Origin of the sequence: Kiloniella litopenaei (genome assembly GCF_000982415.1) — a bacterium.
Classification (GTDB): domain Bacteria; phylum Pseudomonadota; class Alphaproteobacteria; order Kiloniellales; family Kiloniellaceae; genus Kiloniella; species Kiloniella litopenaei.
The window spans coordinates 273,563-292,892 of record NZ_LANI01000001.1; the positions used below are offsets into that span (position 1 = coordinate 273,563).

Annotated in this window: 21 protein-coding genes and 1 riboswitch; of the genes, 9 read left to right on the top strand and 12 right to left on the bottom strand. The window is 47.7% G+C overall.

Annotation, left to right across the window (positions count from 1 at the left end; genetic code table 11):
- Window positions 1–28: 28 nt before the first annotated feature.
- The 4 genes from WH95_RS20300 to WH95_RS01385 form a co-directional block, all read right to left on the bottom strand.
- Entirely contained in the window at window positions 29–1,753 is a 1,725-nt protein-coding gene (locus WH95_RS20300; protein ID WP_052741685.1) for a tetratricopeptide repeat protein, read from the bottom strand.
- A gap of 99 nt (window positions 1,754–1,852) precedes the next feature.
- Entirely contained in the window at window positions 1,853–2,698 is an 846-nt protein-coding gene (locus tag WH95_RS01375) for an ABC transporter permease (protein ID WP_245622924.1), read from the bottom strand.
- Entirely contained in the window at window positions 2,691–3,458 is a 768-nt protein-coding gene (locus WH95_RS01380) for an ABC transporter ATP-binding protein (RefSeq protein ID WP_046501922.1), read from the bottom strand. Before WH95_RS01380 ends, WH95_RS01375 begins: the two co-directional genes overlap by 8 nt.
- A gap of 113 nt (window positions 3,459–3,571) precedes the next feature.
- A complete protein-coding gene (locus WH95_RS01385) occupies window positions 3,572–4,600 on the bottom strand; it encodes an ABC transporter substrate-binding protein (protein WP_046501926.1) in 1,029 nt (342 codons plus the stop codon).
- A 286-nt stretch (window positions 4,601–4,886) separates the two neighbouring features.
- Here WH95_RS01385 and WH95_RS01390 point away from each other — a divergent pair, with 286 nt between their 5' ends.
- Window positions 4,887–5,780 carry an NAD(P)-dependent oxidoreductase gene (locus WH95_RS01390; protein WP_046501929.1) on the top strand — a complete coding sequence of 298 codons (894 nt, stop codon included), beginning with the start codon at window positions 4,887–4,889 and terminating at the stop codon, window positions 5,778–5,780.
- Window positions 5,781–5,825: 45 nt separating this feature from the next.
- Here the strand turns inward: WH95_RS01390 and WH95_RS01395 are convergent, their stop codons facing one another.
- Entirely contained in the window at window positions 5,826–6,716 is an 891-nt protein-coding gene (locus WH95_RS01395) for a tetratricopeptide repeat protein (RefSeq protein ID WP_157845850.1), read from the bottom strand.
- Window positions 6,717–6,839: 123 nt separating this feature from the next.
- Window positions 6,840–7,058, top strand: a riboswitch (cobalamin riboswitch).
- Between the two features lie 21 nt (window positions 7,059–7,079).
- On the opposite strand from WH95_RS01395, the gene WH95_RS01400 reads away from it, so the two are divergent.
- Window positions 7,080–7,403, top strand: a complete 324-nt coding sequence (locus WH95_RS01400; RefSeq protein WP_082113928.1) for a hypothetical protein — start codon at window positions 7,080–7,082, stop codon at window positions 7,401–7,403.
- A 21-nt stretch (window positions 7,404–7,424) separates the two neighbouring features.
- On the opposite strand, the gene WH95_RS01405 is transcribed toward WH95_RS01400, so the two are convergent.
- Entirely contained in the window at window positions 7,425–7,676 is a 252-nt protein-coding gene (locus WH95_RS01405) for a hypothetical protein (protein WP_046501937.1), read from the bottom strand.
- Between WH95_RS01405 and WH95_RS01410 the strand changes: the two genes are divergently transcribed.
- The 3 genes from WH95_RS01410 (at window position 7,675) to WH95_RS01420 (ending at window position 10,869) form a co-directional block, all read left to right on the top strand.
- Window positions 7,675–8,490: an ABC transporter ATP-binding protein gene (locus tag WH95_RS01410; protein WP_046501939.1), complete on the top strand. Its 816-nt coding sequence runs from the start codon at window positions 7,675–7,677 to the stop codon at window positions 8,488–8,490. The two genes, WH95_RS01405 and WH95_RS01410, sit on opposite strands and share 2 nt — an antisense overlap.
- A 56-nt stretch (window positions 8,491–8,546) precedes the next feature.
- On the top strand, window positions 8,547–9,545 hold the full coding sequence (locus WH95_RS01415) for an ABC transporter substrate-binding protein (RefSeq protein ID WP_046501941.1): 999 nt from the start codon (window positions 8,547–8,549) through the stop codon (window positions 9,543–9,545).
- A 187-nt stretch (window positions 9,546–9,732) separates the two neighbouring features.
- A complete protein-coding gene (locus tag WH95_RS01420) occupies window positions 9,733–10,869 on the top strand; it encodes a FecCD family ABC transporter permease (RefSeq protein ID WP_204247663.1) in 1,137 nt (378 codons plus the stop codon).
- 139 nt (window positions 10,870–11,008) lie between these two features.
- On the opposite strand, the gene WH95_RS01425 is transcribed toward WH95_RS01420, so the two are convergent.
- The 4 genes from WH95_RS01425 to WH95_RS01440 form a co-directional block, all read right to left on the bottom strand.
- A complete protein-coding gene (locus WH95_RS01425) occupies window positions 11,009–11,605 on the bottom strand; it encodes an antibiotic biosynthesis monooxygenase (protein ID WP_046501943.1) in 597 nt (198 codons plus the stop codon).
- On the bottom strand, window positions 11,602–12,603 hold the full coding sequence (locus WH95_RS01430; RefSeq protein WP_046501944.1) for a glutathione S-transferase family protein: 1,002 nt from the start codon (window positions 12,601–12,603) through the stop codon (window positions 11,602–11,604). Before WH95_RS01430 ends, WH95_RS01425 begins: the two co-directional genes overlap by 4 nt.
- A gap of 287 nt (window positions 12,604–12,890) precedes the next feature.
- Window positions 12,891–13,679: a VOC family protein gene (locus WH95_RS01435; RefSeq protein WP_052741686.1), complete on the bottom strand. Its 789-nt coding sequence runs from the start codon at window positions 13,677–13,679 to the stop codon at window positions 12,891–12,893.
- A gap of 174 nt (window positions 13,680–13,853) precedes the next feature.
- Entirely contained in the window at window positions 13,854–14,219 is a 366-nt protein-coding gene (locus WH95_RS01440) for a YybH family protein (RefSeq protein ID WP_046501945.1), read from the bottom strand.
- A gap of 126 nt (window positions 14,220–14,345) precedes the next feature.
- Between WH95_RS01440 and WH95_RS01445 the strand changes: the two genes are divergently transcribed.
- Complete coding sequence (locus WH95_RS01445; protein ID WP_046501947.1) at window positions 14,346–15,215, top strand: LysR family transcriptional regulator; 870 nt, start codon at window positions 14,346–14,348, stop codon at window positions 15,213–15,215.
- A gap of 333 nt (window positions 15,216–15,548) precedes the next feature.
- Window positions 15,549–16,358, top strand: coding sequence for a DUF2189 domain-containing protein (locus WH95_RS01455; RefSeq protein ID WP_082113929.1), 810 nt, complete (start codon window positions 15,549–15,551; stop codon window positions 16,356–16,358).
- A gap of 73 nt (window positions 16,359–16,431) precedes the next feature.
- On the opposite strand, the gene WH95_RS20305 is transcribed toward WH95_RS01455, so the two are convergent.
- Window positions 16,432–16,953, bottom strand: a complete 522-nt coding sequence (locus WH95_RS20305) for a cupredoxin domain-containing protein (protein WP_052741687.1) — start codon at window positions 16,951–16,953, stop codon at window positions 16,432–16,434.
- A gap of 7 nt (window positions 16,954–16,960) precedes the next feature.
- The gene (locus WH95_RS01465; RefSeq protein WP_052741697.1) at window positions 16,961–17,530 is read right to left on the bottom strand and encodes a DUF4142 domain-containing protein; all 570 of its coding nucleotides are present in this window, start codon (window positions 17,528–17,530) and stop codon (window positions 16,961–16,963) included.
- A 247-nt stretch (window positions 17,531–17,777) separates the two neighbouring features.
- Between WH95_RS01465 and WH95_RS01470 the strand changes: the two genes are divergently transcribed.
- Together WH95_RS01470 and WH95_RS01475 are read left to right on the top strand one after the other, a co-directional pair.
- The gene (locus WH95_RS01470) at window positions 17,778–18,713 is read left to right on the top strand and encodes an AraC family transcriptional regulator (protein ID WP_046501953.1); all 936 of its coding nucleotides are present in this window, start codon (window positions 17,778–17,780) and stop codon (window positions 18,711–18,713) included.
- Between the two features lie 196 nt (window positions 18,714–18,909).
- Window positions 18,910–19,278, top strand: coding sequence for an SPW repeat domain-containing protein (locus WH95_RS01475; RefSeq protein ID WP_046501956.1), 369 nt, complete (start codon window positions 18,910–18,912; stop codon window positions 19,276–19,278).
- Window positions 19,279–19,330 lie beyond the last annotated feature (52 nt).

A 19,330-nucleotide genomic window follows, 5' to 3' on the forward strand; every position in this document is an offset into this window, starting at 1 on the left:
CTAATCTTTCCAAACTTACTTTTCTTATCTAATTGATAAACTTCTCATAACTCCGACAAGCAATATCACTTCCAAACAAACAGCTCTCTTTATAATAAGAAATTGCTTTTGTTATGTTTTTCTCAACACCTAAACCTTGGCTACTTACATTCCCCATGTAAACGCATGATTCAACTATGCCACTGCGACAAAAACGTTCTTGTTGTTGGGCTAATTTTTTTTCAGGTTTTATGTGACCGTAAAGGTACAAGAAAGATAAACCATCACAACCTTTTTGTAATTTTCCATCACACGCCAATTTAAAAGCATTAAACGAGGCTCTGTAATCTCTTGTTACTCTCGTCCCCTGTTTAAAAGCTTCACCTAGATATAAGCAGGCAGCATATATATTTTTTTTACAGTCTTTATCAATCCGAGAAATTGAAACTGTTTCGTAATTCACTGATGTATCATCTGTATTATTTTTTTTACCCTTATAAAGGCCGGATAACTGTATACAACCAGAGGCATTTGCACCTACAAAACAAGATTTCCTGTAAGCATCTTCGGCAAGAGCATAACTCTTTTCAACACCTTTTCCACTTATATACATCTCGCCAATTTTATCACACGCCTGATAAATATTCTCATCGCAAGCTTTGTCATAAAGAGTTGCTATTTTCTCCGCTTCGCTATCAGATCTATTGAAACGCCTCAAAAAACCCGCCAAATTATAACAACCGATAGGTTCATTTTGGTCACAAGCTAGTTGAAAATAACGGATAGCTTTTTCTTCATCACGCGCAACAACATTCCCCAAAATATGTTTGGTTCCGAGATATGTACATTTTATTGCATCACCATTTTCACACTGGGTTTCATAATTTTGTATGTATTTCAAAGCTTCCCGTTTTTTACCTGCTTCGTTCATATTTGCGATCGAAATCTTCGTATCGAACTTATCCTCACCAAGTGAATTAAGCCTTTTCAAAGAAGAACAGCTGCGTCTATTTTCTAAAGCACATCCCTTCCTGTAATAAGCAACTGAATTAACATAATTTCGTTCAATCCCGAGACCTTGGATGTACATAAATGATAAATACTTACAACCATCACTTTCTGTTAGGTCACAAATTTGGTGTGTCTCGATGATCTTCTGATCACGCTTTTTCCCAACATCCATGCCCTTTTCATGAAGAAACCCCAAATACAAGCAACTGTCCCCACCACCTGCTTCACAAGAAGAGTTTAAAAGATCAACAGCCTTTTTCCTGTCTTGATCGACACCACGCCCAATAGAATAAAAGAAAGCAGCAGCTGCACACCCCTTAAAAAAACCACCGTCACATGCTTTTTTAAAATTAGCAAAAGCAAGATATTCATTACGGTTTAAGGCTTCGCCTTTGTTGTACATACTACCAAGATGAAAACAGTCTTCTGCGTTGCCATTTTTGCAAGATTCTGTATACAGAGTGACACGCTTTTTATCATTATCCCACTTCTGTTTAACGCTGATAGTTTTTTTACAAGCTAGCTGATAACCACTTTCACAAGCCAAATTAAAATATTCTAAGGCCTTACGAACATCAGGTAAGAGTCTGCTACCCGGAATGTATAATTCTCCTAGTTGATAACAGCCGACAGCGTCCCCCTGTTCACATTTTTCTTTTAAACTCGTTACGGCTGAATCTTCATATTTATTAGAATAAGACGGATTATTAATAAATAAAACTAATACAGGAATCAAAAAAGATACAAACTTGAATAATGGCATAAGACCATAGCCTTAATAGGAGAATTACAAATACAACAACTTACGTTAAGTAAATCAACTTCGATTGGCAACTATTGGCTCAAAGCTTTCATCTTCATCTCACCCCCGCCAGCGAAGCACGCGCTTTTCAATCAATCCGATGGCTGAATTCACGAACACACCAAGGATAGAAAGAATGGCAACACCTGTGAAAAGGCGTTCGAGGTCATAGAGTGATCCGGCCTGGAGGATATAGGCACCGATGCCGTATTCTGCGCCCAGCATTTCAGCGGCAACCAACAGGATAATGGCGATGGCAAGGGCAATGCGCAGGCCCGATAGAATGCCCGCCATGGCCCCCGGCAGGACGATTTTGCGCACGATGGAAAACCACGCGAGGTTAAAGCTCTGCCCCATGCGGATCAGGCCGCGGTCCACATTGTCCACGGCCCCATAGGTAGCAACGACCATGGGCGTAAAGGTGCCAAAGGCAATCAGTGCGTACTTGGAGGCTTCGTCAATGCCAAACCATATCACAAACAGCGGTAACAGCGCGATCTTGGGCACCGGGAAAAGCGCCGCGATCAAGGGAACCAGCCCGGCGCGAACATAGGAAAAGAGGCCAATGGCAATCCCTAAGCTGACACCCAGCGCCGTTCCGATGGCTGCTCCGATGACAAAGCGGGTCAAACTCGGCACCAGATGCGTCCACAACAACCCCGAGCGATAGAGTTCGACAAAGGTATTGAAAACATCCGATGGCTTGGGAATTGTCAGGGCCGATATAAGCCCGATACGGGTTCCGGCTTCGAGCACCGCAATCAGGACGGCAAACACGACAAAGCCCATCCACGGCCGGGACACCGGGGCAAAGCCACCACCCCGAAAGGCAACAGGCTGTTGCTTTGTCGCCAAATGAGAGCCGGGAGTTTGTTTCATATGATCAATATTTGACTTATCAGGCATTGATCAACTCCGCATCGGCGGCCATGGCCTCGTCCCGCATCATCTGCCACAGGGCATTTTGCGTCTGTTCCAGATCGGGGTCGGCGTGCCCGCGTTCTGACAAGGGCTTGTCAATCGTCACGATTTCGCGGATTTCACCCGGACGGCGGGACAGCACAACAATTCTATGCCCCAGACGCACAGCCTCGGCCAGATTGTGGGTCACATAAACTGCGGTAAAGGGCTTGCGGGTCCAGAGCGAGACAATATCGTCCATCAAAAGTTCGCGGGTTTGACTGTCCAGCGCCGAAAGGGGTTCATCCATCAACATCACGGCGGGGTTCACCGCCAATGCACGGGCGATGGCGACGCGCTGTTTCATGCCACCGGAAATCTGTTTGGGGAAAACATCGGCAAAATCGCTGAGTTTGCAACGCTCAAGCACATTATTGATGATATCCTGGCTTTCTGCTTGCCTCATCCCGTGATCTTCCAGAACCAGCGAAATGTTTCCCGCCACCGTGCGCCACGGCAACAGGGCAAAGTCCTGAAAGACATAGGTCAACGGATTGAGGCACCCTTCGGGGACATCACCGACCTGAAGAATATCCCCTGACGTCGGCCGTTCCAACCCGCCGATCAGACGCAACAGCGTTGATTTCCCGCAACCGGACGGTCCGACAATACAAACGATCTGTCCCGAAGCGATATCCAGATTTATATCGCGCAGAACTTCCCGATCGCCGTAACGATGATGAATGCCCGCCAGCTTAATATCCATAGTGCCAACTTTTCACAACTAAACAAAAGCAGCGGAGTATGAAACTCCGCCGCTTGAAATCAACAGCTGACAGGGCATTTCACATCACCTGTCAACAAATCAGCGTCATACCTTCAAAGGGTTTTGACATAACTACTATCAACCAACTGATCCAGACCGATTGTCCCGCTCACCAGCTTTTCAGATTTAAACCAGTTCAGTTGCTTTTCGATTGACCCAACATTCATTGCCACGCCCGGGTTCAGGCGCATGGACCCGTTAATGATTGACTTGGCTGCCTTTTCCCGTGGCTTGTCGGCATAAACATACTGGTGGATCAAATCGACCATTTCTTCGCGCCCTGCATCCCCCAACGTGCCATCAACCATAGCGGCGTTATAATCGGCGATGCCTTTGCTGTAGGCCGCGATAAAATCCCGGGTCATTTCCGGTTCTTCCGCCGCATTCTTTGCCGAGGTAAAAGCCGTCGTGACCTGATAGTTCGGCAGATAGTCAGACACATCACCAATAATGTGAACAGCCCCGGACCCGGCAAGGGGCTTGGCAATGTGCGGGACAATCGACCAGGCATCAATCTGTCCGGTTTTCAGTGCGCCGATAATAGCCCCGACCTTTTGAAGCGGCTTGAATTTCAGGCCGATACCTTCCTTCGCAGCAATCTGAGAGCCCATGTAATGAAACGAAGACCCGGCCGTGGTCATGCCAAAGGTTTTGCCATCCAGCTTGTCCGGTGATGTCACCCCGGCCTTGAAGGCCGCATCGGACACCAGTATTTTCTGACCATCAATGCCCTGTTCTTCTGACAGAACACCGCCGATAACCTTGATCGCGCCTTTGTCCGCCAGTGAAATCAAACCGCCGGAAATCGCCGTCACGGCAAAATCAACATCGCCGGATGCAATGGCTACTGCCATGGGGGTTGCAGCCTGAAAGAACTTCAGTTCAACATCCAGCCCCATTTCCTGAAAGTATCCCCGTTCCAGCGCAATGAAGCTTGCCGCATGGCTGGTAAAACGAAGTGCCCCAACGGTAATTTTACGGTTCTTGGCAAAGGCAGGTGTTGCCAGTGTAGATGCCGCAACAGAAGAGGCAGCCAAGGTGCCGCCCATCAAGGCAAGTGCTTCACGACGGTTCAGTTTCATTTTTTCAAGCCTTTGTTCATTGGTCGCAGCAATCTTAATTTAATATCATCACACCCCTTTTATAACAGGGAATGGATAATGACGAGACAACTGCAATTTCAGGTTATTTTTGACACAAGTCAGAATGAATTCAGGGGAAAGTTGTGCCTAACTTTCTGCATCTGGTCAAGTTATGCGGACTGAACCGTACCAATAAATCCTTGCACCACGGACAATGGCAGATAACTATTCACTTCTAACAAACGCAGTATTATGCATTACAAATCCATAACTTAGGGGTAACACTATGGCACGCATTGCATTTTTGGGAACCGGCCTGATGGGCACGGGTATGGCCGGGCGGCTTATTGATGCGGGACATGATGTGCATGTGTTTAACCGGACCCGCGAAAAGGCTATGCCCCTGGTGGAACGTGGTGCTACGCTGGCCGCTTCTCCCGCACAGGCGGCACAGGATGCAGATGCGATCTTTGTCATGGTGGGGGATGATGTTGCCTCTCAAGCCATGTGGATGGGACCTGACGGGGTGTTAAGTACCGATCTCAGGCCCGGTACTTTGGCAATAGAGTGTTCAACCCTGTCTCATGACTGGGTCGAAGACCTGTCCAGTGCTGCAAAAAACAAAGGGCTGGATTATCTCGACTGTCCTGTGACCGGGCTGCCCGATGCGGCGGCAAACGGTCAGCTCACCCTTTTTCTGGGCGGCGAACCAAGTACCATTGAAAAAGCCCGACCCTATCTGGAAAGCATTTCATCAAACCAGCTCCATTTTGGCGCTATAGGGTCAGGCACGGCCTATAAGCTGATCGTCAACCTTATGGGGTCGATACAGATCGCCGCAGCGGCAGAGGGCTTGATCACCGCCGAACGCGCCGGGTTGGACCTCAACCTTGTGGCAAAAGCCCTCGGCATGGGCGGATGCGGCAGCCCACAGGTCGCCCGGAACGCCCCCCTGATGGTTAAGGGTAACCACGAAAAAGATGTTCTCTTTTCAACCAAGTGGCGCCTGAAAGATACGGATTATGGCCTGAAATACGCCCACAAACTTGGCCTGTCCCCACAAATCGCTGCCGCCACTCTTGATGCGTTTCAGGCAGCTATGGACGATGGCTACGCAGCCTCGGCAGAAACCAAAGTTATTGATGCACTGCGAAAACGATTGCCTGCATCAAAGGGATGAGTTTGAACATTTCGTCGTCGCTAATCTGGGAAAATTATATAGTAACTAAAATACTTTTTGCTTCTTGCGCTTTTTTATTTCCTTTACCTTTTCACACGCCAAGGAAAAATCACCACGACAGGATTTTTGATATAATACATAGGCTTTGTCTTCATCGACAGGCACTGTAAGTCCCTGAGCATACATCCACCCCAGATTATTACATCCTGCTGCTAAACCACCATCACAAGCCCGCTGATATAGTGAAAATGCTTTGGTATAGTCATGTTCAACACCCCGTCCTTCTGCATAGGAAAGACCAAGCTTATAGCAACCTAAAAGTTCACCTTCCCGGCACAGTATCTCAAAGATTTCAACTGATTTAAGTTCATCTTTTTTAACACCGATACCTTGCTTGTATTTATTGGCAAGATGAAAACACGACCAACGTACACCATCAGCACATTTTTGTTCATAGTATTCAACGGGTTTACGTCTTAATTCTTGTTCTTTTTTTATATATTCTACGACTTTAAGATGATTTGGTGAAAAATCATCATTCTTAGGATAAGTCGCGGCAGCTGCATAGCAACTAAAAGGCACCTCTAAAGAACATGCCTCTTTGAAATATATAAAAGCTTTTGCAGGATATTTTCGAACTCCCAGGCCTTGAGAATACATTAGCCCTATATTGTAACAGCCGAAACCTTGCCCTCCATTACAAGCTTTAGAAAAGGACGTTAAAGCTTTTTTTCCATCCGGCTTAGGTTCTTCCCCGCCCAAATACAAAATACCCAAGTCAACACAAGCTCCTAAATCTTCGTTATTACAAAGTAATTGAAGTTCATTAGCTTTATCGCTAACCGCGCTAGAATTGCTAACTGTCTGACAAGAAAACAACAAAAGCGCGCCGACACAAATAAACAGCCTTGTCATTAGTTTTCGAAAATTAATCACAACACCCCCTGTTGATATTTATTCTAGTAATAGTTGCCTTGATAGCCAGAAACAAGCCTGAGTTGTTAAAGTTCGATTATTATACGGGTTTAATTTTTCACCTTGATTATTTCCCTACTTTTTGACAGCATCTGCGGCGATGGTTTCTGGATATCAAAGCTGAGTCCGGGATGAAAAGGGAACACGGTGCGGTGTAACCATCAGGTGCCAATTCCGTGACTGCCCCCGCAACTGTAAGCGGCGAGCTATTCTGAGATTAACCACTGCCCCAAAGGGGGCGGGAAGGTTCAGAAGATGCATCGACCCGCAAGTCAGGAGACCTGCCATCTTGTTATCAACGCGAACCGGGCGGGGTGCCTCGGAATGGGTGATAAAGATGGCTATCCGGCAATAACAAGCCGTGACCTCGTATCGCTGTTCGATCCTCTCTGCCCAGGCACGGAGGGTGCTGTGGAAAAGAACACGAAACAAGAGTCATCAGACACGTTTCTCAAAAACTGTACTGATATTATCGACGAGCCCAAGATTTTCATCAGGCCAGATATCTTCAACAATCAGGGTCACACCAATAAAAGAGCAAGAACACAGATTCTTCTTTTGCCCCTTATGCATACCCAACCAATGGGCGCAGCTATACCCTTGGGGGATTGCACTTTTGGAATACCCCCTGTAGAAACACTAAACTGAAACGTTATAACATAACAATTTCTAAATTTGATCCAAAATGAAACATGCATCTCTACAGGATACATCCGGTTTGACCACACCCGATTCAGACGTCTGCGACATCGCGGCAAGGCCAAAAACCCGAATACCAGAAAACGGAATACGAGAAAGCCGATCACCTGTGAACTTGTCATCAGAAAATTTGTCATTTGAGGTCCAATCAACTGAGGTCCAATCAACTGAGGACCAGTCATTAGAGACCCGGTCATCTGGGATCAGCCCCTCTGCAATCATGCCCGGCAATCCCCCTTTCCAAGCCCCCGAAGGTCAGAAATCTGCTTTGCTTGAGGCAAAAGAGCTTTCATGGGGACCAAAGGGCAAACCCGATCTGCTTTCAAACGTCAGTTTCCGCGCCGAACCCGGACGGGTTCTGGGTATTGTCGGGTCGAACGGTGCCGGAAAATCAACCCTGTTGCGCTTGCTCTATCGCTTTCACCAGCCTCGAACCGGGCAGGTATTGATAAACGACCAAGATATTTGGGGCATGTCACCGCGTTCAGCCGCGCAAAAAATTGCCGCCGTCCTACAGGAACAACCAACGGATTTTGCCCTGACAGTTTGGGAAATCGTTGCCTTGGGGCGTACCCCGCACCGTCGGGGTTTTGCCCAGGCTGGATCAGAAGATAAAGCGATCATTGAAAACGCCCTTGCGACCTTGAACCTACAGGACTTTGCCAAACGATCCTTTGGCACCTTGTCCGGCGGCGAACGCCAACGTGTTATGGTGGCCCGCGCACTGGCCCAGGAACCCCATATTCTTATTCTGGATGAGCCGACAAACCATCTGGATATTCGTCATCAGCTTGAAGTTCTATCGCTTTTGCGGCGTCTGAATATGACCATTATCACCAGCCTGCATGACCTCAACCTTGTGGGGGAACATACCGATGATGTTCTTGTTCTCGCCAATGGACAGTGCTTGGCCTTTGGGCCGTCAGATCAGGTTCTGACCGAACCTCTTGTGGATCAGGCCTTTGGGATCACCAGTCGCATCCAGCGCCTGATGCCCAGTGACCAACGCCACTTTACCTTTCACCTTGCCCGATAAACGCCTTTTTTACGAGAGGCACCTTGAAAATCCCTTCTTAATTACTGGATAAAAAGATGTTTAAAAACTTACTTTCATCTTCTCGCCCTTTCACATCACGTCTTGTTTCCAGCGGCGTTTTGTCAGCATCCCTGACAGCTGCGGCGGCTCTCAGCCCGCTACAAGCCCTTGCCGATCCGGTTACGATCCAAAGCTGTGACCGACAAGTCACCTTTGACAGCCCGCCAAAAGCCGCCGTGTCCCATGATGTCAACATGACCGAAATGATGCTGGTTCTTGGTTTGCGCGATAGCATGGTTGGCTATACCGGCGTATCCGGCTGGAAAACACTGGACGAAGAAATGCGGCGCAAGGTCAAGGAACTGCCTGAACTGGCCGCGAAACATCCCAGCAAGGAAACCCTGATCGGGCATGATGTTGATCTGTACTTTGCAGGCTGGAACTATGGTATGAAAGTGGGCGGTGAAGTCACCCCCGAAACACTGGCCCCGTTCGGCATCAATGTTTACGAGCTGACGGAATCCTGTAGCCACATTATCGACCGCCCAAAAATCACGATGGCCGATATGTACAACGATCTTCTTAATCTGGGGAAAATTTTCGGCATCGAAGAAAAGGCTGAATCCCTTGTCGCCGGGTACAAGTCTGAAATGTCCGAAATTCAGAATAACCTGAAATCACCGGAAAAACCCTTGCGCGTTTTTGTTTATGACAGTGGCGAAGACAAGCCCTTTACCGCTGGTCGCTATGCCATGCCCACTGCCCTGATCGAAGCAGCGGGTGGCAAGAACATTATGGATGATTTTGAAAAAAGCTGGGGCACAATCGGCTGGGAAGCTGTGGTTGATCGCAACCCCGAAGTTGTTGTGATCGTAAACTATGGCAAGGTCACAGCCGAACAAAAGATCGCCTTTATGAAAAACAACCCGGCCTTTGCTGATATTGATGCGGTGAAGAACGATCGTTTCGTGGTTCTGGAATACGTCGAGGCAACCCCCGGCCCACGGAACATCAAGGCCGTAAAAAAACTCGCCGCAGGTTTCCACGGATCATAATCCCTCAAAATCTGAAATCCTGATATCAGGGGCGATTGAACCTGTATTAAAGGTCCCTCGCCCCTGACGTTTATTCCGACACTACCCTATTCTGAGGGTATCAATTCTTGACGTTTCCGGCTTTGGGCGAACGGATGATAGAGGTTCGGGACTTTTGAGAAGTCATTCACTAAAGGAATATGAGAGTATGAGCAAAATATCCCGCCTTGAGGACGGCACCGCGGGCACAGATAGAGGGTGGAAAACCACGCCCCCTCATAACAAGCTGTCGGGGGGCAGATTATCAAGGTTTTCATTTCTGTTATCAGAACAGAAAATGACCGTTATGATCACGCTCGGGCTATTTTTTCTGGTTCTCTCTTTTTCCCTTGCGATTTCAATCGGGGCTATCTCTGTCCCTGCCCAAACAGTCTGGGGTATTGTTCTGAACAAGATTTCCCCAGACACGATTGAACAGACATGGTCCAAGGGGCGCGAGGCCATCGTTTGGGATATCCGTTTCCCCCGTGCAATCCTTGCCGGGTTTGTCGGTGCCGGACTGGCCATTGTCGGGGCAACGCTACAGGCCGTAACACGAAACCCGCTGGCTGATCCCCATCTGTTGGGAATTTCATCGGGTGCGGCATTCGGGGCGATTGTCGCCCTGTTACACACAGGCATGTTTCTGGGGTTGGCAACGGTTCCGCTTTTTGCCTTCTTTGGTGCGCTGGCTGCATCGGGTCTTGTGCTATTGGTATCGCGTCTGACGGCATCAACATCTGCCGATCGTCTGATCCTAGCCGGGGTTGCGGTGTCCTTTGTCATTATGGCCGGGGCAAATATTCTGATCTTTCTCGGGGATCAAAAATCGACCCACACTGTTGTCTTCTGGATGCTCGGCGGGCTTGGCCTTGCCCAATGGTCCCAGCTTATTTACCCCTTGGTCATCCTCACCCTTGGCGGCCTTTATTTCTATCTTAAATCCAGCGACCTCAATGCTATGACAGTTGGCGATGAAACCGCATCGACCCTTGGCATACCAGTGGCCCGTTTTCGGCTTATTATCTTTATCGTTGGGGCCCTGGTCACGGGCGTTATGGTTGCCTTTTCCGGTATAATCGGTTTTGTCGGGCTGATGATCCCCCACATACTTCGCCGTCTGGTCGGGGGGAATTACAGATACATCCTGCCGGGATCAGCTTTGGTCGGCGCGATCTTTGTAATCTGGTCTGACGTCGCCGCCCGAACCATCATGGCCCCCGAAGACATGCCCATTGGCATTATAACCGGACTGGTCGGTGGCCTGTTCTTTATCTGGCTTTTGGGCCAAGGCAAAAGGGGATAGTCCCCAGAAGACGAATATTGAAACAATACATTATACTCGGAAATCATTATGGCTTCCCACCACATTACGGTCCGCCCGATCACAGAAAACGATATCGATAGCTTCTATGACCTGATCATAACCCCATGATATCCCAACCTTACTTTGCCATTAGCCATGGCTTTAGCAATCGACTGAGCCATGGCATAACCGGCCAGGTCAGTAGAGCGGACAATACAACAACCAGAATGAAGTCCTGTAACAACCGGGGTAAAGACCCGATGTGCGGGCCAATAAGTTCCAGTAACAGTATCAGCATCGGGAAAACCCCGATCACACTTAACACAACGCGCTTCCAGAACGGGGGCAGATTTGGTTCGGTTCGCACCGAAGCCCCCCCTTGCGGATGATCAAACCATAACCCAAAACCCGATGACACCACCATATCTGCGGCGCCCCCGGTGATATCTTCGATTTGTCTCAACACGGTTTTAATTCGCGGATTATCGCGCCACTTTTTAGCCGCGGCCTCGTCCACCCATCTGGACAAAACAGTGTATTCCATCTGATGCGACTGATTATAGCGAACGGTATCAACAGACAAGAAACCATGCTCTGCTTTAAACAGTTGGTGCAGGTCATCAACCAATGCCTCGTACCGTACTTGTGCCGCCAAGGGCACATAGTCCGTCACGGCAAGGACAACTGGATTATCAGCAACACAGCGTCCTTCTCGACCTTTTTCCTGGTGGGTCATAAGACAGCCTCTGGACCAACAGGCACAATACCCGTTGGGTTCAACTGACGCAGGCTGACCCAATAGTGGATCTTGATCTGGTCAAGCTTCACCGTCTGGGCAACGGACCCGTGTCCATAGATCCGCCTTACCAACGCTGAAAGGTTCGGATAATCCGCAATACGGCGCAGATTACATTTGAACAGCGAATAATACACCGCATCAAAACGGATCAGGGTTGTGAACAGACGCAAGTCAGCTTCGGTCAACTGGTTTCCGACCAGATACTCAACACCATCAAGCCGCGTTTCAAGTACATCCAATGTATCAAATAACCCGCCCACAGCATCTTCATAGGCCGCTTGGCTGCCCGCAAAGCCACAGCGGTAAACACCATTGTTGATCTTTTGATAAACCAGATCATTTACCGCATCAATTTCGTCCCTCAAGTCATCGGGAACAAAGTTCGTATCATTGCCCGCCACACCCACAAAGGCAGAATTCAACATACGCATGATTTCGGCTGATTCATTGCTAACAATGGTTTTTAGCTTTTTATCCCACAAGACCGGTACACTTACCCGCCCCGTATAGGTCGGGTCAGCCGCAGTATAGATTTCACGCAAAAAGGACTTGCCAAACAAGTGATCGGGGTATTCCCCCCCAAAATCAGGAGCATTAACTGGGGTATTATCTGGGGTATTATCGGTAAACTCCCATCCATCATCCTTTAAAATCGGGCTGACAGTTGAGACAGAAATAGCATCTTCCAATCCCTTGAGCGACCGCATCACCAACGTACGGTGCGCCCAGGGACAGGCATCACTGACATAGAGGTGATAACGGCCCGCTTCGGGGATGAACTTTGTGTTGGCTTCATCCGTGCCGCGTTCGCCGCCATTACCTTTGGGCAAAATCCAATGACGAAACGACGTTTCCTCGCGACGGTACTGACCATCTTCAGATGCCTTGATGTCTTCTTCGCGGGTCCAGATACCATTGATCAATTTGCCGGGCATATTACCTGTTCCTTATTGTACACCGCGTAATTCTTATCCAAAGGGGCGTTGGAAATGCCAAACTCTGGATTGAGGAGTTACGTGCGACGAAATTATTTCTATAAATCAATACTCTGAGCGATGATGCTTATCTTGTGCAGCACCCCGCCACCTTTCTTGATTAGAAATATGGATCGGAAACTAATTTGGAACAAGTAAGCTAAATGAAAACTAATTGTTCCATTAATAGAACGGTATAAAATTCCCCGACGATCCCTTTCGTGCTTATGCCTATTATTATCAAAATACTAAGGAACTAAAGCCGTCGAGAGTTCCCCTAAAGAAACTTTGCACTCACCATGGGATCTTCCCAGAAATGAAAAGCCATCGAAACCAGCCTGGTCCATCAGAGTTTGAGCAATCTGCACTGCCGGATCTTCCCAATGCTGTAACTCAATCAGGCTATAAGGACGCCGCCAGAGCCATTCGCGATTGGCAACTGCTTTCAGATCCGGATCGGGCAGAGCTTCGTTATTCCAGCTATAAAAATAGAGACAAAATCCTCTGTCGCTTACGGGCTGGACCGACATAAGACGCATCCCGAGCTTATTTTCGAAATAATCCCGCGCAGCAACCAGATCCGACACCCGCAAAGTAATATGCGCCAGAATAGCCTGATCAGCGATGGCATGACCTCTCGCAGTGGGATTGAGTTCGGGCATTTGCTCATTCCCCTCAAACCCTTGTTGTAATAATTCAATATGAAAGCCCTTGGGATCAGTAAGCTTTGTCATATATCCAATATCCCTGAACTGATAGGGATCACTCACCAACACCCCTTTCCCCCGTAAATAACTGACGGCTTGGTCAAGATTTTTCAGGGTAATACCGATTTTCCAGTAAAAATCGTGTGGCCCAGCATAATAGGGCGCAACATCAGCTTTTTGAAAAACAAGACTGTTTTGAGAAGGGTCAAAACTGAAAACAATAGAGTCATCATCTTTGCGAACAACGGACATGCCTAGCAAGTCAGCATAAAACGCGTGAAGATTCGAAAAATCCGACACCCGAAAATATGTACCTGTTATGCGTGCCATTTTGAAACACCTCACTTAAAGCTGAATGAAGCTTCGTTATTTCCCATTTTATTGATCCATGTAACGATATTGATCCATCTTACGGCCAATGGGCAGCACAGAAAACCCAAGGGTTATCAAACCTTGGCAGGGCTGTTCTTGCTGTTTTCAACCTTCCCAGCCCCCAAAAGAACCCTATCCCTGAGCTTCGAAGTGATCTTCGCGCAACGCCATAGTGCCATCATCCTGAAGCACCCAGAGTTCACGTGTAATAACCCCGTGGGCTTTATTCATCTTCCAGCCACTGGTCAAAAGAACAGATGTGTCATCCAATACGGTGATATCAGGATCAAGATAGTCAACATCTGTGAAACCATTGTCGATCAAATTCTGCCAAAAAGACTGGATTTCGCTATGTCCGGTATAGGTGCCAAAGGGTGTCGCGACCATAACGGCATCGGCTTCGTAACAGGCCGCGCACCCGGCGGCGTCGCCTGAATTAAACGCAGCTTTCCACTTTTCACTCGCGTTGATAACTGCTGTTTTCAGGTCTGTGGTCATTTTGCTATCTCCTAATCTATCCAAATGTTTGTGAACCCATCAGGCTCTTTCCCTCCCCTTATTGCATCACAAGACAAAACAGATAAGATGAGATTAGATAATTTCATAGTTTAGGAAAATTGAACAATGAAGCCCAATGTTCATGATATGCTTACTTTTATAGAGGTAGTCGACACACGCTCCTTCACCTCTGCATCAGATCGCTTGGGGCGCAGCAAATCCGCGATCAGCCAGACAATTTCCCGTCTGGAAGCAGATATGAATACACGCTTGCTCCAGCGTAGTACCCGTTCGCTGACCCTGACAGATGCCGGTGCGCGTTTTTATGACAGTTGTCTGGCTATTAAAAATGCTTACGTCACCGCGCTGGAAAGCATTTGGGAAGATCAGAATAACCCACAGGGCACGCTTTCGATTACTGCCCCTCACGCTCTCTGTGCTTCTGTTATAACCCCGGCCATCAAAATTTATCTGGATCGTTACCCGCGAATGTCGGTACGGCTGGTCGCCGAAGATGCCTCGGTCAAACTGATCGAAGAGCACATTGATCTCGCCATTCGTGTCGGCAAACTGGCCGGACAGACAGCCCGTGTGACAAAGATCGGGTCGCTAGGCGAAGGTCTTTACGCGCACCCGGATTACATAAGGGCGCAAGGGGGTATTCCTGACGATCTGAACAATCTGGAAAAGTGGGCCCATATTGCCAATGAATGGCAGGGAAACCCCGTAACATATAACTTGCCCAAAGGTGTTTCCTTCAAGGTTTTACCCCGTGCGCGCTGTAACAGTCTGCCCGACATTCTCAAGCTCGCCCAAAGCGGCCTCGGCATTGCCAGATTACCCGACATCACCGCAACATCAGACGAAAAAAGCAATTCTCTGATCAAAGTCTCTCCCCTTGGCGATGCCCCGATCTATGCCCTGCACCAGTTTGATACCAAACCACCACACCGCGTTCGCGATTTTATCACGCTGATCCGCGAGCAATTGAGATAAAGTCTCTTTTCAGGAACAGGTTTCTTATCAAAACAACAAGTTAGGTCCACAAACTAACAGTTGTTGAAGAATTCACACGATTAGTCACCAAGCTTTGATCTTATATGACCCGGCGCGAGGTGACGAAATTGCGCTTTTCGTGTAAGATAGTTTTCAGAAAAGCGGATAGCGGCCCCGTTGGGCGGCAGAGACCGCCTTTGCGGAATGGCAGTTTTAGTTGTACTAAACCAGTTTGTGCCTGCCCTTTTGATTGGTGGTTGCCTGTCCCCCAGCTGTGAAATTGTACCAAGTTGTCTGTGCTGTTCGCGAACCATTGGTTCAGGAGAAAAGCTTATGCCTAAAACTGCCGCGCACAACCCGGTTGCCCATCTGGACAGAGCCGCCGTGAAAAGCATTCCGAAAATCAATAAAATTACCGTCGAAGACCTTATGGACGTACTCGCCAAGGGATTGAACGATTTCAAGCACAAACCCAGCCACATTGTGCTTTTGGCAATTATCTATCCCATCATCGGCCTTTTGGCCGCCCGTATGACCGCCGGGTATGACATTATCCCCCTCGCCTTTCCCATCGTATCCGGCTTTGCCCTGTTGGGTCCCATCGCTGCACTAGGCCTCTACGAACTCAGCCGCCGTCGGGAAAAGGGCATGAGCCTGGCATGGCGCCATGTTTTTAACATCTGTCATTCCCCGGCAATTGGATCGATCAGCGCTCTGGGAATATTATTGACGGTTATCTTTCTCGTCTGGCTGGTCACCGCCCTGGCTCTTTTCAAAACCATTTTCGGAACAACTGAAATTACCTCTATCGGTGCCTTCATCAGTCAGGTTCTGACAACACCAGCGGGGTGGAACCTTATTCTGATCGGTTGTGGCGTTGGCTTTGTCTTTGCCGTTGTGGTTCTTGCCATCAGCGTGATTTCCTTTCCCATGTTACTGGACAAAGACATCAGCGCGGCATTGGCAGTACAGACATCCGTCAAGGTTGTCATGACCAATCCCATCCCCATTGCCGTTTGGGGTGCGATCGTCGCGGGTTCTATGCTGGTCGGTTCCATTCCGGCTTTTGTCGGGCTATGCGTGGTCATGCCAGTACTGGGTCATTCCACATGGCACCTCTATCGCAAAGTTGTTGCCGAGTAGTCCGACAATATTAAAAACTACCCCCTGAAACCTGAACCGTTGATTTGGAAAATACGGCTCAGGTTTCATGTTTTTACTTTAAACGAATTTCGCCTCTCATATGGGGATGAAAAAGACAGTAATATTCGCCCGCCATATCTTCAGTGACGATCAACGTACGGTGTTGATTTAACGTAAGCTCTTGCGTATCCCAGCAACCATCAAGGGCCGTAGCAGTATGGGGGCTGATATCCCGGTTTATCCAGCGGATTTTATCCCCCGGACAAACCGTAATTACTTCTGGCACAAAAACCAAATTATGGATTTCTATGCTATGATTCTGTATACTATCTGCTGCTTTGGCCAAATGAGAAAGTCCAGCAAGAGCACCACCCCCGGCAGTTATTCCCGATAGCAAACGGGCTGATGCAACAAGTTTCGTTGTTGCACCAGCAATGTTCATCGTGCCTTTCAAAAAAGACCGCCGTCCCATCAAAGGCTTTGATTCGGTATAAGTCTTACACAGTACAGAAGATTTTGTTTCCAAATTTTGTGCAGATCGCTTCGTTTTTCGATCTTTAGGTGAAACAACGTCTTTAACTAAAGGCTTTTCCATCACGGTCTCACTTCAACTTCTTGACCATCATTTCTGCATGACCTTCATGCACTTTGAAGATTTCAAGTCCTTGTTTGAACAACGCTCTTACTTCTTCATTTTCGATATTTGGAATAAAACTATGTTCAACCAACTCATTAACAGCCTTGTGATAGGCCAGTTCATTCGCTGCATAGGCCCGATCAAATTCTGCACCGCGCAAAGCCGCCAGATCGGTAATGATCTTTTCAGAGTTTTTATTCAAAGTCTGACTGAGGAAATTGTCCTGTGCCTGAGCGCCTAGTTTATCGAGAAGTTCAAGCGCTGCTTTGTTAACCGCTTCGTGATCCCGGATCATGGTCTGGGCAAACGCCCGAACATCAGGATTATCAGATAAAGCCAAAGCCAAATGTGCATATTTAATATCAATATTGTCTGCACTATAGGCAACATGAGCAATTTCCAGATCATTCAATTCTGCGGGATTTTCCGCCTTGGCAGATGTAGCAAAGTCAAGGTTAATGAAAACAACCACAAAGGCAAATGCCTTCATTACTCCTGCACTTAAATTCCACACAACAGAACTCAGCTTATTCATTTTTCTTTCCATTCTTTCTTTGTAAATTGAATACATTCGACAAGAATAGAAAAGACCGAAAAACTTGGACTGTGAATGCTCAATAGTTCGTTTGATATTGCAGATCGTTCAAACCACTGGACGAGATACCGGAAGATTATTCATAGTGAACCAAAGACATTAAACCCACAGATCAGTAGTATTATTCCAAAGAAAGTCGTGACCTGTCCTCCAAGGAATAAACACAAACGAATTAAAAGGATTGATCATGCTTGACGCGCTTAGTGATATTCTCACCCGGCTTTCAGTCAAAGGAACTTTGTACTTTCGCACCTCCTTTAGCTCGACCTGGGGTCTCGAAGTTCCCCCCTTTGAAAATGCCGCCCGTTTTCACTTTGCCCACAGGGGAACCTGTAAAGTGATGATCAACAAAACAGGCGAAAATCTTGTCCTTGCACAGGGAGATCTGGTGATCATTCCCCACGGTGCCAGCCATAGCCTTTTTTGCGAAAATACCTCGCCCCACGAAATTCTGCCACTGGATCGCGTTCTGGAAGAGTCCGGTTATAAGGGCGACGGCGTTTTGGTCTATGGTGGCGGTGATCTGGAAAAGGAAACTCAATTGATCTGTGGCCATTTTTCCTTTGCCAAAGATGCAAGGCATATGATCTTTGACCAGTTACCCGACTATATCCACATCCAAAACTATGGCGAAACAGCTGGAAAATGGATGGAATCAACCCTGCGCATGATTGGGGACGAAACCAGAAGTACCAAGTTTGGCGGTGATCTTATCGCCCTGAAAATGTCCGAGGTTATTTTTGCCCAGGCAATCAGAACCTTTATAGAAAATCAGGGATCAGACATCACCGGGTTTGCGGCCTTTGCCGATCCTCATATATCGCGCGCACTGAATGCGTTTCACAAAGCACCGGCCGAGAGTTGGTCAGTAGAAAGCCTCGCCCGCGAAGCGGGATTGTCACGCACTTCCTTTGCCCAGCATTTTGCTAAAAAGATGGGCGTCACCCCCATTCAATATCTGACCTCATGGCGGATGCAAATCGCGCGACAGGGGCTGGTAGAACAAAAGATGAATGTTGCCGAGGTTGCCGCCCTGATCGGTTATGCCTCGGAATCAGCATTTTCCCGCGTTTTCAAAAAAGAGGTTGGTGCATCCCCGGCTGAATACAGAATAGCCAATTAATTTATCACTCGATTAATGTCACAGCCCCAACAATTTGAACGATCAAGCATATTTACCGAACTATCTGAACTTCATCGTCCCCAAAATTCCCTTATATTGACCTTATAAGTTTTGAACCGCCTTTCCTTCCAACGAAAAGGCTTTCTCTAGAACAGTTCAATTTAACAAACGAACTTCAATGTAAAGGATACTTAAAATGATACCGCGTTTTGTTACCAAAAATATTCACGCCTATCTGGATTACCCCGTGGCAATCAGTCTGATCGCCCTGCCCTTTGTTCTTGGCTTGGGCAACAGTCACCCCGTTGCCCTGTGGCTTTCTGTTGTAACTGGTATTGCCGCCTTTTTCCTCACGGTTCTGACCGATCATCATCTAGGTGTCTTCAGGGTTTTGCCTTATAAATTTCATCTATCAGTAGATTTTGCCGTCGGTGCTCTCTTTGCCTTGATTCCGTTTATTCTAAGCTTTAGCGGCATTGACGCTATTTATTACTGGGCAAACGGCCTCGCCGTTTTAATCGTCGTTGGACTGCATAAACCTGAAGAAACTATGCAATTGGCGTAACCGAAAAAAGATTGCTAAAGATCTTTGCCCAATAAATCTTTCAATATGAATA

Bases quoted from the DNA above. Each gene is read 5' to 3' on its own strand.
- WH95_RS01410 (WP_046501939.1), top strand. From the start codon at position 7,675: ATGCCCGGCAATCCCCCTTTCCAAGCCCCCGAAGGTCAGAAATCTGCT.
- WH95_RS20305 (WP_052741687.1), bottom strand. From the start codon at position 16,953: ATGGAAAAGCCTTTAGTTAAAGACGTTGTTTCACCTAAAGATCGAAAA.
- WH95_RS01455 (WP_082113929.1), top strand. From the start codon at position 15,549: ATGCCTAAAACTGCCGCGCACAACCCGGTTGCCCATCTGGACAGAGCC.
- WH95_RS01465 (WP_052741697.1), bottom strand. From the start codon at position 17,530: ATGAATAAGCTGAGTTCTGTTGTGTGGAATTTAAGTGCAGGAGTAATG.
- WH95_RS01385 (WP_046501926.1), bottom strand. From the start codon at position 4,600: ATGAAACTGAACCGTCGTGAAGCACTTGCCTTGATGGGCGGCACCTTG.
- WH95_RS01375 (WP_245622924.1), bottom strand. From the start codon at position 2,698: ATGCCTGATAAGTCAAATATTGATCATATGAAACAAACTCCCGGCTCT.
- WH95_RS01415 (WP_046501941.1), top strand. From the start codon at position 8,547: ATGTTTAAAAACTTACTTTCATCTTCTCGCCCTTTCACATCACGTCTT.
- WH95_RS01420 (WP_204247663.1), top strand. From the start codon at position 9,733: ATGAGCAAAATATCCCGCCTTGAGGACGGCACCGCGGGCACAGATAGA.
- WH95_RS01430 (WP_046501944.1), bottom strand. From the start codon at position 12,603: ATGCCCGGCAAATTGATCAATGGTATCTGGACCCGCGAAGAAGACATC.
- WH95_RS01390 (WP_046501929.1), top strand. From the start codon at position 4,887: ATGGCACGCATTGCATTTTTGGGAACCGGCCTGATGGGCACGGGTATG.
- WH95_RS01400 (WP_082113928.1), top strand. From the start codon at position 7,080: ATGGGTGATAAAGATGGCTATCCGGCAATAACAAGCCGTGACCTCGTA.
- WH95_RS01440 (WP_046501945.1), bottom strand. From the start codon at position 14,219: ATGACCACAGACCTGAAAACAGCAGTTATCAACGCGAGTGAAAAGTGG.
- WH95_RS01435 (WP_052741686.1), bottom strand. From the start codon at position 13,679: ATGGCACGCATAACAGGTACATATTTTCGGGTGTCGGATTTTTCGAAT.
- WH95_RS01425 (WP_046501943.1), bottom strand. From the start codon at position 11,605: ATGACCCACCAGGAAAAAGGTCGAGAAGGACGCTGTGTTGCTGATAAT.
- WH95_RS01445 (WP_046501947.1), top strand. From the start codon at position 14,346: ATGAAGCCCAATGTTCATGATATGCTTACTTTTATAGAGGTAGTCGAC.
- WH95_RS01475 (WP_046501956.1), top strand. From the start codon at position 18,910: ATGATACCGCGTTTTGTTACCAAAAATATTCACGCCTATCTGGATTAC.
- WH95_RS01405 (WP_046501937.1), bottom strand. From the start codon at position 7,676: ATGATTGCAGAGGGGCTGATCCCAGATGACCGGGTCTCTAATGACTGG.
- WH95_RS01380 (WP_046501922.1), bottom strand. From the start codon at position 3,458: ATGGATATTAAGCTGGCGGGCATTCATCATCGTTACGGCGATCGGGAA.
- WH95_RS20300 (WP_052741685.1), bottom strand. From the start codon at position 1,753: ATGCCATTATTCAAGTTTGTATCTTTTTTGATTCCTGTATTAGTTTTA.
- WH95_RS01470 (WP_046501953.1), top strand. From the start codon at position 17,778: ATGCTTGACGCGCTTAGTGATATTCTCACCCGGCTTTCAGTCAAAGGA.